The organism is Kribbella sp. NPDC003505, assembly GCF_040610875.1.
Taxonomy (GTDB): Bacteria; Actinomycetota; Actinomycetes; order Propionibacteriales; family Kribbellaceae; genus Kribbella.
In genome coordinates this window covers 68,324-83,160 of record NZ_JBEXNA010000014.1, presented here as the reverse complement: position 1 = coordinate 83,160, position 14,837 = coordinate 68,324, and the positions used below count along the sequence as shown (strand labels likewise).

The window sequence follows — 14,837 nt, the reverse complement described above, 5'->3', positions numbered from 1 at the left end:
TCTCGCCTGACACCTGCAACGTGTCGGGCGCGCGGGAAAGGTTCCCGGGGTGGGTCGATCAATCACCGTAGCCGGAACCGCTGTAGCGCAGCAGACTCGGAGTCCAGATCGCCAGCGCGGCGACCAGGACGACCAGCAGCAGGGCGCTGACGAAGGTGGTGCTGCCGACGCCGTAGCTCTCGGCGAATGCGCCGAGAGCGAGGGAGGCGACCGGCATGATGCCGATCGCCAGCTCCTGAACGCCCAGCGCGCGACCGTGCAGCGACTCGTCGGTGGTCATCAGGAGCAGCGTCGTCTGGAAGACGCCGAACGCGGCGCTCGTCACACCGATCGCGGCCGTCAGGACGAACGCGACGATCCTGTCGTGGGACAGCGCGAAGAGGGACCACAGCGTGCCCCAGAGCGCCGTGCCGATCACGAACAGGCCGCCCTTGAACCGGAAGTCGCCGAGCCAGGCGATCACCAGCGAACCTGTCAGCCCGCCGACGCCGGCGCAGGTGAGCAGCCAGCCGAGTCCCGCCGCGTCCAGCCCGAGGGACTCCTGGGCGAACACCGGCATGAACGACTGGGCGATCGGCCACAGCAGCGTGTTCGCGGCCAGCGTGACCAGGAGGACCGTCGAGGCGAGCCGGTTCCTCGCGAGGTCGCGGAGACCGCTGGCGACCATCCGGATCGCCGACCCGGTGTGGGAGCCGGCCACCCGGCCGTGGCCGCGCAACGGCAGCAGCGTGACCAGCGAGACGGCGTACCAGAAGGTCGAGACCCACAAGGCGGCCGGAGCGCCGAGCCCGGTGATCAGCAGCCCGCCGACCGCGGGCCCGATCACCTGCGTCATGTTCAGCGCCATCGAGTTCAGCGCGTTCGCGTTGCTGAGGTTCTGCCGGCCCACCAGGTCCATCACCAGCGAGGCGCGCGCCGGCTGCGACGGCGACTGCGCGAGCCCGATCGCCAGTCCGCCGACCACGAGCACCCAGTACGACGCCTTGCCGAGGGACGCGAGGGTGGCGACGCTGCTGACCGCGACCAGCGCCCAGGACGCCGCGACGATCAGCAACCGCACCCGGTCGTGCCGGTCCGCGAACGCCCCCGCGAACGGCCCGAGCAGCAACGGCGCCAGCCGCACCGCGGTGTAGACCGCGACCAGGAAGTCGGAGTGCGTCGTCTCCCACGCGAGCCACCCGAGCACGAGCGTCTGCGTCCACACACCGCCGAAGAAGAACAGGTTCGAGAACCAGAACAGCCGGAAGACGCGGTTGTCCCGCAGTGAGCCCAGCGTCCGTCCGACCGCCGTACCGGTGCTCACACCCGGAGTTCGCCGTCGCGGACGACGACCTGCCCGCCGGCGATCACGAGCTCGCGACGCGGCGCGCGCACCAGCACGTCCGGCGCGTTCTCGGCGTCGAGCAGCACGATGTCGGCCCGCGCGCCCACGGTGAGGCCGTGGTTCGCGCGGTGCACGAACGCGGCGCCGTACGTCGTCGCAAGCTCGACGGCGTACGTCAGGTCCTCGTCGGTGCGGAGCCCGTGCAGCCGGGCGAAACCGCGCGCGACCTGCAGCAGGTCGCCGTCGCCGTACGGCGACCACAGGTCCCGGATGCCGTCGGTGCCGAGACCGAGCGGAACGCCCGCCGCGCGCATCTCGCGGAACGGCAACGGCACCGAGGTCGGCGGGGCGACCGTGGTCCAGGAGATCCCGGCCGTGCCGAGCTGGTCCACCAGCTCGGCCCGTCGCGCCGGCGGCAGCTCGCCGAGCGCGAAGCCGTGCGATACGTTCACCTTGCCCTGCAGCCCGGCCTGCACGGTGCGCTCGGCGATCAGCTCGTACTGGAAGCCGCCGAGGTCGCCGCGGTCGTGCAGGTGGATGTCGATCCCGACCCCGCGCCGGGCGGCGATCTCGAACAGCGCGTCCAGCTGGCCGACCGGGTCGCGGTCGATCGACGCCGGGTCCAGACCGCCGATGCTCGTCGCCCCTTCGGCGGCGGCCTGGTCGAGCAGGTCGAGGACGCCGGGACGCCGGAGCACACCGTCCTGCGGGAACGCCACGATCTCCACGTCGACCGCGCCGTCGAGCGCGGCCGCAGCCTCGCGCACCGTGGCGATGCCGCGCAGCCCGACACCGAGGTCGACGTCGACGTGCGTGCGAGTGGCCGTCGTACCGTGCCGGAGGAACTCACGCAGCACGGCCTGGGCACCGCTCACGCTCGGGATGCCGTACTTGTCCCGCTCGGCGCGCTCGTGGGCGATCCGGCCCTGCGTCGTCGGCTCTCCGCCGTACGACACCCACGGCTGACCCCACCAGCTCTTGTCGACGTGCGCGTGCGCGTTCACGAACCCCGGCAGCGCAAGCAGCCCGTGCCCCTCGATCCGCTCCGCGGCCGCTGTGCCGCTCCGGGCGGGAGAGAGGTCGGAGATGACACCGTCGACGATCGTCACGTCGACCGGGTCGCCGCCCCAGGGGCGCACGTCAGCAAGCAGCAAGGAGGTCATGCGGCGAATGGTATACCAAATTTCTCACGCGCCCGCGCGCTTGTTCCGGATCAGGGACCCCGACTGCGTGAGGTGTTCGCCGGCCAGCCGTTCGGCGGCCTCGACGTCGCGGTTCGCGATCGCGGTGAATAGCTCCTGGTGCTGGTCGGCGACCGCGACCAGGTCGTCGTGCTGGGTCAGCAGCCAGCGCATCCGGCTGCGCAACGGGCGCTCGATCTCGACGAGCAGTTCGTTGGACGCCAACTCGGTGACGAGCTCGTGGAAGTCGGCCGCCGTGCGCCGCGCGACGACGGCGTCGCCGGCTCGCGCCGCGACGAGTTGCGCGTCCAGAACGGCCCGCAGGCGGTCGAGTCCGTCCCTCGTACGCCGCTGTGCCGCGAGCCGGAACGTCAGCGGCTCGAACGCGGACCGGACCTCGCTCAGGTCCGCGATGTCGGAGTCGGTGAACGTCCGCACCACTGCCCACGACCGCGGCCGCAACGTCACGAGCCCCTCGCCGACGAGCGCCTTCAGCGCCTCCCGCACCGGCACCCGGCTGACGTTCAGCGCGGCCGCGAGCTCCCGCTCGACCAGCCGCTCACCCGGCAGCCGCGCGCCGTCCAGGATCTCGTCCCGCAGTTGCCGTGTGACCCGCTCGGTCTCCGACTCCCGGCTTTCGCTCATCGGCCTCTCCAGGGTTTGGTATGCCATTGTCCAGCATGTCGTACCGGCGGGTCCGCGGGCGAATCAGGTGCTACTGTCCGCGCAATGGAGGCACCGGAACCGCTGACCTGGACCACATCCGCGCGCGGACGGCGCGTCTCGGCGCCGTTCGTGATCTCGCAGCCGTATCTGAACTTCCGGATCGGCGGCGGCGACTACGAGTACAAGACCTGCTTGAACGTCGTCGTCGAGGGCGAGATCGTCCGCACCGAGACCGGCCGCGGCACCGAGCGGCCGCACCCGGCGTCCTTCGACCTGACGGACCGGCTCGGCCAGGAGGCACAACTGGAGATTGTCTCCGAGGCCGGCCACAGCGACGTCCACGTGAGCGACATCGCGCCGAGCTCCACGCCGGCGGTCGACACGACGAGCCCCCCGCTGTACCGGGAGGCGCTGCGCCCGCAACTGCACTTCACGGCCCGGCAGTGGGCCATGCACCGGCTGAACCCGGTCGAGCGCGAGGAGGGCTGGCTCAACGACCTCAACGGGCTGGTCTTCCACGAGGGCGAGTACCACCTGTTCGCGCAGCGCTGGAACAAGTGCTGGATCCATGCCGTCAGCAACGACCTGGTGCACTGGACGGAGCTGCGGCCGGCGTTCTTCGAGGAGTCCCTCGACACCGGCGTCCAGTCGGGCAGCTGTGTCGTCGACGTCGGCAACACCTCCGGCCTCGGCGAGCCGGGCGGGGAGCCGGCGATGGTCGCTTTCTGGTCGCGCAACGACAACCGGTCGCAGTGCGTCTCGTACAGCCTCGACCGCGGCCGGACCTGGACGCACTACGCCGGCAACCCGATCATCGATCTGCCTGAGCGCGATCCGATGGTGTTCCGCGATCATCGGCGGTCGCAGTGGGTGATGGTGCTGTACGGCGACGACCGGTACCAGTTGCTGCGCTCCGACGACCTGCTGCACTGGGAACTGCTGGACAGCTCGATCGCGGACAGCTTCGAATGCCCGGACTTCTTCGAGCTCCCGGTCGCCGGTACGGACGAGTCGCGCTGGGTCCTCGTGCGCGGCGACGGCCGCTACTCGGTCGGCAGCTTCGACGGGCAGGCCTTCGTGGAGGAGACACCGCAGTTGCAGGTCGACGGCGGGCCGCACTTCTACGCGACCCAGAGCTGGGCGGCCGATCCCGCCCCGCGCCGCGTCCAGGTCGCCTGGATGCGCGGCGGCCGCTACCCGAACATGCCGTTCAACCAGCAGGTGAGCATCCCGTGCGACCTGAGCCTGCAGCGCACCGCAGGTGGCCTGCGGCTCTACCGCGCGCCGGTGCCCGAGCTCGCGAGCCTGGAGCGCGACCGGAACACCTGGCCGGCCCGGGTGCTGTCCACCGGCAGTCCCTGGCAGATCGGTACGGCGTGGCCGCTGCTCCGCATCACCTGCGACGTGACCCTGCCCGCGGACGGTGAACTGACGCTCGACATCTGCGGTACGCGCGTGACGGTGACACCGGGCAGCATCGCCGTACTCGACGGTCGTCAGCCGACGCTCACTGCGCTGACGAAGCTCGACATCGTCGTGGACACGACCTCCGTCGAGGTCTTCGCCAACGACGGCGAGGCTTCGCTGACGGCCTGTGTGCAGCCGGGGCGCTCCGAGCTCACCCTCAGTGCGACCGGAACCGCCTGCACGATCGAACGCCTCGACATCGCCGAGCTCGACTCCATCTGGCCGCGGGCCTGACGGTCAGCTCGCGCTCTTCTCCTTGATCAGGTCCTCGACGGCCTTCGGGATCGTGGTCTCGAAGTCGAGGAGCTTGGCCCAGGTCAGCGTGATCGTGATGACGACCATCTCGTCGTACAGCCCCTTCACACCGGCCTCCCAGGCCGGGTACTGCTCGTCGGTCATCACCTTGTGACCGGCGAGGAGGTAGCCCTCCGGGACACCCGGGACGGTGCTGAGCTCGGCGGTGCCGCGCAGCAGCAGGACCTTGGGCGGGAACGCCCCGGTGTCGATGGTCAGCGCGACCTTCGGATTCTTGCGGAGCGCGGCGACCTTGGCGGCCTTCGGCACGGTGGCGATCAGGATCTGGTCGCCCTCGACCCAGAAGCCGATCGGGACGACCCGTGGGTCCCCGTCCAGGCCGTCGTAGGCGAACCGGGCCGGCTCCGGCCCGTTGAGGAGCTGCTGCGCGTACGGCTTGGCGAGGATCTCGGCGATCTGCTGCTTGTTCATCTCGGTTCCCATCGCTGCGGAGGTCGGTTCTCATCAGGGGGACGGAGCCGTCCGGCGGTTCTCGACATCGATAGGTTGGCGCATCGTGGAAAGTTTTGACTTCGGTCGCGGGACGGTCCAGCTCGCCGGCGACGGCTCGGTCGCGCAGGTGCTGCATCCGGACGGCAGACGCATCCTGCTGGACGAGGGGGTCGTGCACGACAGCCTGCACGCCTGGGGCAAGGGCTTCGTGATCACCGATCGTGGCGCGCACCGGTTCGACACCCCCGCATTCACCCGGTGGCGGAGCAGCGGCATCGACCTGATGTACCGGTTCGGCGATCTGGAGTTGCGCGTCGGCCGCCGGTTCGGCGAGCAGTGGACCGAGACGTACGAGCTGCGCAACACCGGCACGGATCCGATCGAGATCGGGTCGCTGGCCGTCAGTACGCCGTACCGCGACGTCTACACGTCCAGCCGGGAGAGTCTCACCGGTGCGGTGCACGCGCATGTCTGGACCGGCGGCGCGGACGCCTGGGTGTGGGCGGTACCGATGGACGGCAGCGGTCCGGGGCTCGGCCTGCAGCTGATGGAGGGCGAGCTCTGGGCCTACTCGGTCGAGTCCCGCGAGCCCGGCACGAGCAGCAACATCCGCGGCCACATCTACCTCCACGTCACCGACCACGCCCGCGCGCCGCACGCGATGGGCGGCCAGCCGACCAAGGTCCTGCACCCCGACCAGTCGTACCGCTGGACCTGGCAGCTGGCCTGGTACGACGACCTGCCCGCCTTCCACGCGGACCGCGCACCGCTGATCGGCGCCGACAACCTCGCGGCCGAGGTCGGCGAGACGATCCGGCTGCACGACGGACGCGAGATCACCGCCGCCGAGCCGGGCCTCCAGTACGTCGACGCGCCGGACGGTAACGCGCGGATCGCCGTACTGTTCCACGAACCGCTCCGGGAGGTCGCCGAGCGCCGGGCGCGGTTCGTGCTGGACAGGCAACGCCGGCCTGAGCTGGACGACAGCCGCAAGTACGCCTTTGTGCCGTACGACAACGACAGCGGCCTCACGGTCCTCTCGAGCGCGTGGCGCGACTGGTCCGACGCCCGTGAGCGTGTCGGCATGGCGCTGCTGCTGCAGGAGGTCCGCGACCGCGGGTGGGGCGACCGCGCCGAGCTGGACGAGGCGCTGGCCGGCTACGAGCAGTTCGTCCGCGACCATCTGCTCGACGACCAGCGCACGATCCAGGACGACAGCATCCACCAGAACGCCGTCCGCCTGTACAACTTCCCGTGGTTCGCCCGCTTCCTGCTCGGCCAGGGCGATCGCGCCGCGGCGACCCGCATCCTCGACCGGTACTACGAGCTCGGCGGCGACCACTTCCTCGCCTTCGACCTCGGCCCGCTGCTCAGCGAGCTCGGCCTGCACGACCATCTGGTCCGGCACGCGAAGACCTTCGTCTCGTACGGCGACGAACTGCCGCCGCACGAGGTCAACTACGAGCAGTCGATGGTCGCCCCGCTGCTGGAGTTGCTCGTCGCGGCGTACCGGATCGCGCCGGACGAGATCGACGGCGCCGAGCTGACCCGGCGTCTCCCGTGGCTGACCGCGTTCGCCGCCGACCAGCCCGACGTCCGGCTGCGGCACGTCCCGATCCGGCACTGGGACGGCTACTGGTTCGGTCGGCTGCGGCTGTGGGGTGACGTCTTCCCGCACTACTGGTCCGCGTTGAGCGCGGTCGTGTACGCCGCCTGGCCGCGTGAACTCGTCACGCCCGCGGACGCCGCCTGGCTGGACCGCGCGGAGGAGGCGATCCTCCGCGCGAACCTGGTCAGCTTCGCCGCGGACGGATCGGCGACCTGCGCGTTCGTCTATCCGAGCTGCGTCAACGGGCAGCCCGCCCACGTCGCCGATCCGCTCGCGAACGACCAGGACTGGGCGCTTGTCTACGCCTTACGCCGTGAGCGTCGGGAGTAGCTCCCGGAGCTGCGCCATCAGGTACTCGTGCACGCTGGTTCCGTACGAGATCCGGGTGGCGCCGGCGGCGGCGAGCTCGGCCGGCGTCGGTCCGCCGACCTTCGCGTGGCCGTTGATCGGCCCGCCGACCTCGGCGGCCACCTGGGCCAGCTGGTCCAGCGGCGCGAGGATCGGGTAGACGCAGTCGACGCCGGCGCGACGGTACTCGCGCCCCCGCCGGACGGCCTCGCCGACCGGGTCGTCGACCGGGCGGATGAAGGTGTCGACGCGGGCGTTGATCACCAGTTCGGCCCCCGCGGCGGCCCGCACCTCGGCCAGGTAGTCGGCCTGCCGCGCGACGTCGACCAGCGCCCCGCCGGCCGAGTCCTCGAGGTTGCAGCCGACCGCGCCGGTCTCCAGCAACCGCTCGGCGAACTCCTTCGGCGGCAGGCCGTACCCGGCCTCCATGTCGGCCGTCACCGGTACGTCGACCGCGCCGGCGATCCGCGCGACGGCGGTGAACATCGTCTCCGGCGGGGTCAGCTGCCCGTCGTCGTACCCGAGCACGCGGGCGACGGCTCCGCTGCTGGTCGCCACGGCGGCGAAACCGGCCTCGGCGACCAGGCGGGCGCTCACCGGGTCCCACGCGTTCGGGAGGACCAGGGGAGTGCCGCCAGGTCGGACATGGTGCAGGGCCCTGAACTTCTCAGCAGTCATCGATGCGACCTCACGGCTTGTAGTGACCGGGCTCCATCCTCCCGGTCACCCCGACTCGGGTCCACATGTTGATCGTGATGATCAACGCGATCAGCCGGGCCAGGTCCTTCTCGTCGAAGGCCTCCGCCGCGACCTGGTACACGTCGTCCGGAACATGGTCGACGCTGATCAGCGTGATCGCCTCGGTCAGCTGCAGCGCGGCCTTCTCCTGGTCGGTGTAGAACTTCTGCGCCTCCCGCCAGACCGGAAGCAGGGCGATCCGCTGCTGCTGGTCCTCGCCGAGCTCCCGCAGATCGAGCGAGTGCATGTCGGTGCAGTAGGCGCAGCCGTTGATCTGCGAGGCCCGGATCCGCACCAGGTGCGCGAGCTTCGGGTCCAGCCCGGTGTCGGACACCCGGTCCAGTTCGATCATCGCCTGGTAGAAGTCAGGCGCCACGTTGGCGAGCTTGACCCGCCGCGTCGTCGTTGTCATACCTTCAACCTACGGCCGGATCGGCCCAGACTCCTGGTCCACTTCACTCGCGGATCGAAGGGCCATTTCGGGACGAGGCGAGGTTCGCCTCGAGTCGCGCGAGGACGTCGAGGGCCTCGGCCTGCTGCTCCGGGGTGAGGTCGCCGACCGCGATCCCCTCGAGCTCGGCCCAGCTGCGCTCGACCTCGCGGCGGACCGCCTGGCTGGCCGGCGTCGGCTCCACGATCGTGGCGCGCTTGTCGGTGGAGCTGGGCCGGGTGCGGACGAAGCCGGCGTTCTCGAGGCGCCGGACCATCCGAGTCATGGTCGCGGAATCCGAATCGAGCGTGCGGACCAGGTCCGTCTGGGTCTGCGGACCGCGCTCCCACAGCTGCATCATCACCAGCTCCTGGCCGAGGTGCAGGCCGACCCCGCGCAGCATCTGCTGCGCCAGCAGGCGCTGCAGGCGAGCCACCCGGACGATCGCGTTGGTCAGCGGCTGGGCCGGCATCGAGGCCTGAGTCATCGGCTCCCCTGGTAGCTGTTCGGACAGTCGAACCCTAGCACGTCTTATTCAAAGGCGCTCTGGGAATGGATTCCGTATATTACCTGTTCGAACAGGTAATGTGCTCCCGGCAGAACGGAACCACCTATGTCCCTCGCCTTCGATCCCTACCAACTGGGCGACCTGCGCCTGGCCAACCGCATCGTCATGTCGCCGATGACGAGGAGCCGCGCCCACGGTCCGGGTGCCGTTCCCGGCGACCTCGCGGCCGAGTACTACGCCCAGCGCGCCGGAGCCGGCCTGATCGTCACCGAAGGAACCCAGCCGTCGCCGGTCGGCCAGGGCTACCCCGACACACCCGGGCTGCACTCTCCCGAGCAGATCGCGGCCTGGCGCCGCGTGACGGACGCGGTGCACCAGGCCGGCGGCGTGATCTACGCCCAGCTCCTGCACACCGGCCGGATCGGGCATCCGAGCCTGCTGCCCGACGGCCTGCACCCGGTCGCCCCCTCGGCGACCCGCGCGGAGGGGCAGGTCTTCACCCATGACGGTCCGAAGGCCTTCGTCACGCCGGCCGCGCTGACCGACGCCGGCATCGCACGCACCGTCGACGAGTTCGCCGCCGCGGCCCGCAACGCGATCGCGGCCGGCTTCGACGGAGTCGAGCTGCACGGCGCCAACGGATATCTGATCCACCAGTTCCTCGCGCCGAACACGAACCGCCGCAGCGACGCCTGGGGCGGATCACCAGCGGCCCGGGCCCGGTTCGCCGTCGCGGTGGCGAACGCGGTGACAGCGGCGATCGGGCCGGGCAAGGCGGGCATCCGTATCTCGCCGGGAAGCCCGGTCAACGACATCGCCGAGGACGATCCGGAGGACACGTACCTGGCGTTGCTGGCGGGTCTCGCACCGCTCGGGCTCAGCTACCTGCACGTGATGGAGGCCCCGCGCGGACGCGAGCTGACGCACCGGCTGCGCAAGGAGTGGGCGGGCACGCTGATCCTCAACCCGCACACCTCACCCGGGCCGACCGGGCCTGACGAGCTGCGCCTGATCGACGACGGCACGGCGGACCTGCTCGCCTTCGGAGCGCTGTTCCTCGCCAACCCCGACCTGCCGGTCCGGCTCGCGGCCGGCGGTCCGTACAACGCCCCGGACCGCACCACCTTCTTCGGCGGCGACCACCGGGGCTACACCGACTACCCGCGACTCGGCCAGGAGGGCTGACCCGTGTCCAACCAAACGCTCCCCATGACCGGACGCCTGGTCCTCGCGCTCGCCTGCGTCAGTCAGTTCATGGTGATCCTGGACGCCTCGATCGTGAACGTCGCGATGCCCTCGATCCAGGCAGACCTGGGGTTCAGCGGCACCGGCCTGGCCTGGGTGGTGAACGGGTACCTGCTGACCTTCGCAGGCTTCCTGCTGCTCGGCGGCCGCGCCGCCGACGTCTTCGGTCGTCGTCGCCTCCTGGTGACGGGACTGCTGCTGTTCGCCGGGGCCAGCCTGCTGGCCGGTCTGGCGACGTCGCCGGAGGTTCTTGTCGCGGCCCGGGTCGTCCAGGGCGCCGGGGCGGCTCTGCTGGCGCCGGCCACCCTCGCCGTACTCAACACGGCCTTCACCGAGCCGCGCGAGCGGGCGCGAGCGTTCGGCGCCTGGTCGGCCGCGGGTGGCATCGGAGGTACGGCGGGTGCACTCGCCGGCGGCGCCCTCACGACCGGGCTGTCCTGGCGCTGGATCTTCCTGATCAACGTACCGATCGGTGTTGCTTTGATCGCGGCGGCGCTGGCATCGCTGCCCGGGGCCCGTCCACTGCGACGTGAGCCGCTCGACCTGATCGGTGCGCTGACGGCGACGGCGGGGCTGGCGGCGGCGATCTTCGGTGTCATGCAGAGCGCGGACCGCGAGTGGACCTCGGCACGGGTCGCCGGCCCGGTGGTTGCCGGTGTGTTGCTCCTCGTCGCGTTCACGTTCGTCGAGGTGCGGATCGCCGTCCGGCCGATGCTGCCGCTGCGGTTGTTCCGCAGCCGCCGGGTCGCGGTCGGCTCCGCCATGCTGCTGGTGTTCGGCGGGCTCGGGATCGCGATGTGGTACTTCGGTTCGCTGCTGCTCCAGAACGTGCTCGGCTACAGCGCGTTGCGCGCCGGGCTCGGCCAGACGCCGGCCGCGGTGACGTTCGTGGTCGTCGCGCGGCTGGCCGCCGGGCTGCTTCCGCGGACCGGCATACGTCCGCTGATCCTCGCGGGCGCCGTACTGTTCCTGGCCGGCTTCGGCTGGCTGTCCCAGGCGGGCTCCGGCAGCGGCTACCTGGTCGCCGTACTCGGACCGATGCTGCTGGTCGCGGGCGGGATCGGGCTGACGTTCCCGACCCTGATGGCCACGGTGACCGCCGGGGTGGCCGCGGACGACGCGGGGATCGTCGGCGGGCTCGCCAACACCGCGAGCCAGGTCGGCGGATCGATCGGGCTCGCGGTGCTGACCACGGTCGCGGTCGGCGGCTACGACGTGGTGTTCCTCGTCGCGGCCGCGCTGGGGCCGGCGATCGCGCTGGTCAGTGCGCTCCTGCCGAGGTCGTCGCGGGCCTGATCGCTGTATGGTCCCGTGCCATGGAGGATTCGGGGGCCGACCTGCATCTCGAGCTGACGTCCGCGCGCGGCCGGGGTGACCTGGTGCGGGCGCTGCACGAGTCGATCCGGAGCGGACGGCTGGTGGCCGGGACCAGGTTGCCGTCGTCGCGGTCGCTGGCCAAGGACCTCGGGATCGCGCGGAACACGGTCGCGGACGCGTACGGGCAGCTGGTCGCGGAGGGGTGGCTGACGGCGCGGCAGGGATCCGGGACGGTCGTCGCGAACCGGGCTGCCGTGCCCCCGGCGTCGTCTGTGCTGTTGCCTGAGGCCCGCGCCTTTCGGTACGACCTGACACCGGGAGCGCCGGACGTGGCGACGTTCCCGCGAACCGAGTGGCTGGCGGCGGCACGCAAGGCGCTCACCTCGGCGCCGAACGAGGCGTTCGGGCTGGGCGATCCGCGCGGCCGGATCGAGCTGCGCACCGTGCTCGCGGACTACCTCGCCCGGGCGCGCGGCGTCCGCGCCGACCCGGAACGGATCCTGATCTGTTCGGGCTACGTGCAGGCTGTCAGCCTGCTCAGCGAGGCGGTCCGGACGCTCGGCGGGACGACGATGGCGGTCGAGGAGTTCGGGTACGGGCTGCACCGCGACGTCATCCGGGCCCGCGGCCTGAAGGTGGCCGCCGTCCCGGTGGACGAGTTGGGTGCGCAGACGTCGCGGCTGACCGGGCAGGGGGTGCTGCTGACGCCGGCCCACCAGATGCCGACGGGCGTGCCGCTCGCGCCGGAACGTCGCACGGCCGCCGTCGAGTGGGCGCGGGAGTCGGGGGCGGTGCTGATCGAGGACGACTACGACGGGGAGTTCCGCTACGACCGGCAGGCGGTCGGGGCGTTGCAGGCGCTCGACCCGGAGCGCGTCGTCTACACCGGCACGGCGAGCAAGAGCCTCGCACCCGGACTGCGGCTGGCGTGGATGGTGCTGCCGCAGCGCTTGATCGAGCCGGTCGTCGCCGCGAAGCGCACCGCCGACTACCAGACCGCGACGCTGGAGCAGCTCGTCCTCGCGGAGTTCATCGCCTCCGGCCACTACGACCGGCACGTACGGCGGTCCCGTCTGCACTACCGGCGTCGCCGCGACCGCCTGGTCGAGCTGCTCGCGGTCCGTGCGCCGACCGTCGAGGTCGCCGGCATCTCGGCCGGAATGCACGTCCTGCTCGACGTGCCCGGCGACGCCGAGGACATCGTCACCCGGGCCGCCCGCCAGGGCCTCGGCCTGGCCACGCTCACGACGTACCACTTCGACCCCACGCCGGCCACCCGCCAAGCCGTGATCGTCGGCTACGGCACCCCACCCGACCACGCCTATCCCGGCGCCCTGGACCTCCTCTGCCAGGTGCTAGGCGTGTGAGATGAGGCTGCTCAGGCGGCGGATGTCGTCGGGGCCGACTCGGCAGCAGCCGCCGATGTACGTTGCTCCGGCCCTGAGCCAGTCGGGGGCGAAGGTGTCCGGCCCGGTGCCGTCGCCGACCCAGTGCCGGGCGATCGGGTCCCAGGACTCGCCGCGGTTGGGATAGGCGATCGCGGGTCTGCCGGTGGTGGCGACCGCGGTCCGGACGGCCGGCAGGACGTCGGCGGGCTTGCAGCAGTTGATGCCTACGGCAATCACCTGGGCAACGGCGGGGATCGCGAAGGCTTCGGTGAGGGGTTGACCGGCCCGGGTGTGGTCGCCCTCGATCGAGTAGGAGAACCAGGCGGGAAGGCCGAGATCACGCAGGAGCTCGGCCAGGACGTCGGCTTCCTGCGTATCGGGGATGGTCTCGACGGCCAGCAGATCAGGTCCGGCAGCGGCCAGGAGCTCCAGCCGGGGCCCGTGGAAGTCGCGCAGGACCGTCGAGCTGACGCCGTACCTGCCGCGGTACTCCGAACCGTCGGCGAGCATCGCTCCGTACGGGCCGACGGAGGCGGCGACGAGCCGTCCGGGGAACTCGTCACGGACCTCGCGCGCGATCCGCACCGAACTCGCGATCAGGCGCTCGGCCTCGGAGCGGTCGACGCCGGCCCGCTCGAAGCCGGGCACGCTGGCCTGGTAGCTCGCCGTTGTCGCGACCATCGCGCCGGCCTCGTAGTACGCGCGATGCACCGCCGCGATCTCCGCCGGGTCGTCCCGCAGCAGCCGAGCCGACCACAGCGCGTCCGACAGGTCGTGGCCGCGGTCCTCCAGCGCGTTGGACAGACCGCCGTCAAGGATGACCGGCAGGTCAGACACCTTGGACAAGTTCGAAGACCTCGTCCGCACAGCCCCAGGAGACGGTGACGCCCGAGCCGCCGTGGCCGTAGCAATGGATGATCGGCTCACCGGACCGGGTGCGGACGAGCTCGCACCGGATCGTCGGTCGCGCCGGCCGCAGCCCCACGCGCTGCCGGATGACTTTCGCCGTGCGGAGCTGGGGAACCAGCTCGGCCGCGCGCTCGAGGATCTCCGACGAGGTCTTCGGGTCGACCGTCAGGTTCCAGTCGCCGGGCTGACTGGTGCCGCCGACGACCACGTCGTTGCGGCGCGGGATCACGTACGTCATCTCGTCCGGTGAACGGTCCGCGAGCAGCCATTCGGTCAGCCCGCACGGCTCGACCGTCAGCACCTGCCCGCGGACCGGCGTCACCGTCGGGTCGCTCGCGGTCAGCCGGGCGCCCAGCCCGGTGCAGTTCACGACGAGATCGGCTCCGGTCGGCAGCGCGGACAGCGCCGCGCGGGTCAGCGTCCCGCCGGCCGCCTCGAGCCGTTTCACCAGCGCGGGCAGGTACGCCGGCATGTCGATCACCGGGGTCGTGAACGACCACCCGTCCGCGAATCCGACCGGCGGCGACCCGACCCGGGTGAGATCCGGCAGGACGTCGGCCCATCGCGGATCCGGGGACCGCTCCACCAGGAACTCCCGACCGTGCAGCAGCTGCACCGACGGCTCGATCTCCGCCAGCTTCGCGAACTCCTCGTACGACGTCCGCGACCAGCCGGCCACCCGGTCCTCCGGCGCCGACAGGTACGGGTACCAGATCGCGGCCGCCACCGACGACGTGGTCTCCAGCGGCAGGTCGCGGGCGAACACCGCCACGTCGTACCCGCCCTCGGCGAGCCGGATGGCGCAGCTGAGCCCGATCACGCCCGCCCCGACAACGATCACGCGCATTCACACAGTGTTACGCACGCCCGGACATCGCACCACCCGGCAACGAATCTGCAGCTCGACAGGACGTGTCCGCCGGTCGGCGCGACTCCCAGGCGTGCGCCGGTCCGCGCCGA

General features: G+C 71.3%; 14 protein-coding genes. 5 read left to right on the top strand and 9 right to left on the bottom strand.

The window, feature by feature from the left end:
- Window positions 1-58: 58 nt before the first annotated feature.
- Genes ABZX12_RS36405 through ABZX12_RS36395 form a run of 3 tightly spaced genes read right to left on the bottom strand, consistent with a single transcriptional unit; the run spans window position 59 to window position 3,150 of the window.
- Complete coding sequence (locus ABZX12_RS36405; protein WP_355700004.1) at window positions 59-1,303, bottom strand: MFS transporter; 1,245 nt, start codon at window positions 1,301-1,303, stop codon at window positions 59-61.
- Window positions 1,300-2,487 (bottom strand): amidohydrolase, encoded by a 1,188-nt coding sequence (locus tag ABZX12_RS36400; RefSeq protein WP_355700003.1) that lies wholly within the window; start codon window positions 2,485-2,487, stop codon window positions 1,300-1,302. Before ABZX12_RS36400 ends, ABZX12_RS36405 begins: the two co-directional genes overlap by 4 nt.
- 24 nt (window positions 2,488-2,511) lie before the next feature.
- Entirely contained in the window at window positions 2,512-3,150 is a 639-nt protein-coding gene (locus ABZX12_RS36395) for a GntR family transcriptional regulator (RefSeq protein WP_355700002.1), read from the bottom strand.
- A gap of 84 nt (window positions 3,151-3,234) precedes the next feature.
- Between ABZX12_RS36395 and ABZX12_RS36390 the strand changes: the two genes are divergently transcribed.
- Window positions 3,235-4,872 (top strand): glycoside hydrolase family 32 protein, encoded by a 1,638-nt coding sequence (locus tag ABZX12_RS36390; protein WP_355700001.1) that lies wholly within the window; start codon window positions 3,235-3,237, stop codon window positions 4,870-4,872.
- 3 nt (window positions 4,873-4,875) lie between these two features.
- On the opposite strand, the gene ABZX12_RS36385 is transcribed toward ABZX12_RS36390, so the two are convergent.
- Window positions 4,876-5,364, bottom strand: coding sequence for a pyridoxamine 5'-phosphate oxidase family protein (locus ABZX12_RS36385; RefSeq protein WP_355700000.1), 489 nt, complete (start codon window positions 5,362-5,364; stop codon window positions 4,876-4,878).
- 85 nt (window positions 5,365-5,449) lie between these two features.
- Here ABZX12_RS36385 and ABZX12_RS36380 point away from each other — a divergent pair, with 85 nt between their 5' ends.
- A complete protein-coding gene (locus ABZX12_RS36380) occupies window positions 5,450-7,324 on the top strand; it encodes a hypothetical protein (protein WP_355699999.1) in 1,875 nt (624 codons plus the stop codon).
- On the opposite strand, the gene ABZX12_RS36375 is transcribed toward ABZX12_RS36380, so the two are convergent.
- The 3 genes from ABZX12_RS36375 to ABZX12_RS36365 are packed head-to-tail and all read right to left on the bottom strand — an operon-like array spanning window position 7,301 to window position 8,997.
- On the bottom strand, window positions 7,301-8,020 hold the full coding sequence (locus ABZX12_RS36375; RefSeq protein ID WP_355699998.1) for an isocitrate lyase/phosphoenolpyruvate mutase family protein: 720 nt from the start codon (window positions 8,018-8,020) through the stop codon (window positions 7,301-7,303). The genes ABZX12_RS36380 and ABZX12_RS36375 overlap by 24 nt on opposite strands.
- Window positions 8,021-8,030: 10 nt before the next feature.
- Window positions 8,031-8,492 carry a carboxymuconolactone decarboxylase family protein gene (locus ABZX12_RS36370; RefSeq protein WP_355699997.1) on the bottom strand — a complete coding sequence of 154 codons (462 nt, stop codon included), beginning with the start codon at window positions 8,490-8,492 and terminating at the stop codon, window positions 8,031-8,033.
- A 43-nt stretch (window positions 8,493-8,535) separates the two neighbouring features.
- Window positions 8,536-8,997 carry a MarR family winged helix-turn-helix transcriptional regulator gene (locus ABZX12_RS36365; RefSeq protein WP_355699996.1) on the bottom strand — a complete coding sequence of 154 codons (462 nt, stop codon included), beginning with the start codon at window positions 8,995-8,997 and terminating at the stop codon, window positions 8,536-8,538.
- 126 nt (window positions 8,998-9,123) lie between these two features.
- Between ABZX12_RS36365 and ABZX12_RS36360 the strand changes: the two genes are divergently transcribed.
- From ABZX12_RS36360 to ABZX12_RS36350, 3 genes are read left to right on the top strand one after another with little or no spacing between them, the layout of a single operon-like run.
- Complete coding sequence (locus ABZX12_RS36360; protein ID WP_355699995.1) at window positions 9,124-10,203, top strand: alkene reductase; 1,080 nt, start codon at window positions 9,124-9,126, stop codon at window positions 10,201-10,203.
- A gap of 24 nt (window positions 10,204-10,227) precedes the next feature.
- Window positions 10,228-11,559: an MFS transporter gene (locus tag ABZX12_RS36355; RefSeq protein WP_355699994.1), complete on the top strand. Its 1,332-nt coding sequence runs from the start codon at window positions 10,228-10,230 to the stop codon at window positions 11,557-11,559.
- A 20-nt stretch (window positions 11,560-11,579) separates the two neighbouring features.
- Window positions 11,580-12,947, top strand: coding sequence for a PLP-dependent aminotransferase family protein (locus tag ABZX12_RS36350; protein WP_355699993.1), 1,368 nt, complete (start codon window positions 11,580-11,582; stop codon window positions 12,945-12,947).
- Here the strand turns inward: ABZX12_RS36350 and mmuM are convergent.
- The gene (mmuM, locus tag ABZX12_RS36345) at window positions 12,936-13,805 is read right to left on the bottom strand and encodes a homocysteine S-methyltransferase (protein WP_355699992.1); all 870 of its coding nucleotides are present in this window, start codon (window positions 13,803-13,805) and stop codon (window positions 12,936-12,938) included. The two genes, ABZX12_RS36350 and mmuM, sit on opposite strands and share 12 nt — an antisense overlap.
- Window positions 13,798-14,724, bottom strand: coding sequence for an FAD-dependent oxidoreductase (locus ABZX12_RS36340; protein ID WP_355699991.1), 927 nt, complete (start codon window positions 14,722-14,724; stop codon window positions 13,798-13,800). The genes mmuM and ABZX12_RS36340 overlap by 8 nt, the downstream gene beginning before the upstream one ends.
- Window positions 14,725-14,837: the final 113 nt, after the last annotated feature.

Excerpts from the sequence above, each read along its gene's own strand:
- ABZX12_RS36360 (WP_355699995.1), top strand. The coding sequence starts at position 9,124 with ATGTCCCTCGCCTTCGATCCCTACCAACTGGGCGACCTGCGCCTGGCC.
- ABZX12_RS36400 (WP_355700003.1), bottom strand. The coding sequence starts at position 2,487 with ATGACCTCCTTGCTGCTTGCTGACGTGCGCCCCTGGGGCGGCGACCCG.
- ABZX12_RS36385 (WP_355700000.1), bottom strand. The coding sequence starts at position 5,364 with ATGAACAAGCAGCAGATCGCCGAGATCCTCGCCAAGCCGTACGCGCAG.
- ABZX12_RS36365 (WP_355699996.1), bottom strand. The coding sequence starts at position 8,997 with ATGACTCAGGCCTCGATGCCGGCCCAGCCGCTGACCAACGCGATCGTC.
- ABZX12_RS36340 (WP_355699991.1), bottom strand. The coding sequence starts at position 14,724 with ATGCGCGTGATCGTTGTCGGGGCGGGCGTGATCGGGCTCAGCTGCGCC.
- ABZX12_RS36355 (WP_355699994.1), top strand. The coding sequence starts at position 10,228 with ATGACCGGACGCCTGGTCCTCGCGCTCGCCTGCGTCAGTCAGTTCATG.
- ABZX12_RS36350 (WP_355699993.1), top strand. The coding sequence starts at position 11,580 with ATGGAGGATTCGGGGGCCGACCTGCATCTCGAGCTGACGTCCGCGCGC.
- ABZX12_RS36390 (WP_355700001.1), top strand. The coding sequence starts at position 3,235 with ATGGAGGCACCGGAACCGCTGACCTGGACCACATCCGCGCGCGGACGG.
- ABZX12_RS36395 (WP_355700002.1), bottom strand. The coding sequence starts at position 3,150 with ATGAGCGAAAGCCGGGAGTCGGAGACCGAGCGGGTCACACGGCAACTG.
- ABZX12_RS36375 (WP_355699998.1), bottom strand. The coding sequence starts at position 8,020 with ATGACTGCTGAGAAGTTCAGGGCCCTGCACCATGTCCGACCTGGCGGC.
- ABZX12_RS36370 (WP_355699997.1), bottom strand. The coding sequence starts at position 8,492 with ATGACAACGACGACGCGGCGGGTCAAGCTCGCCAACGTGGCGCCTGAC.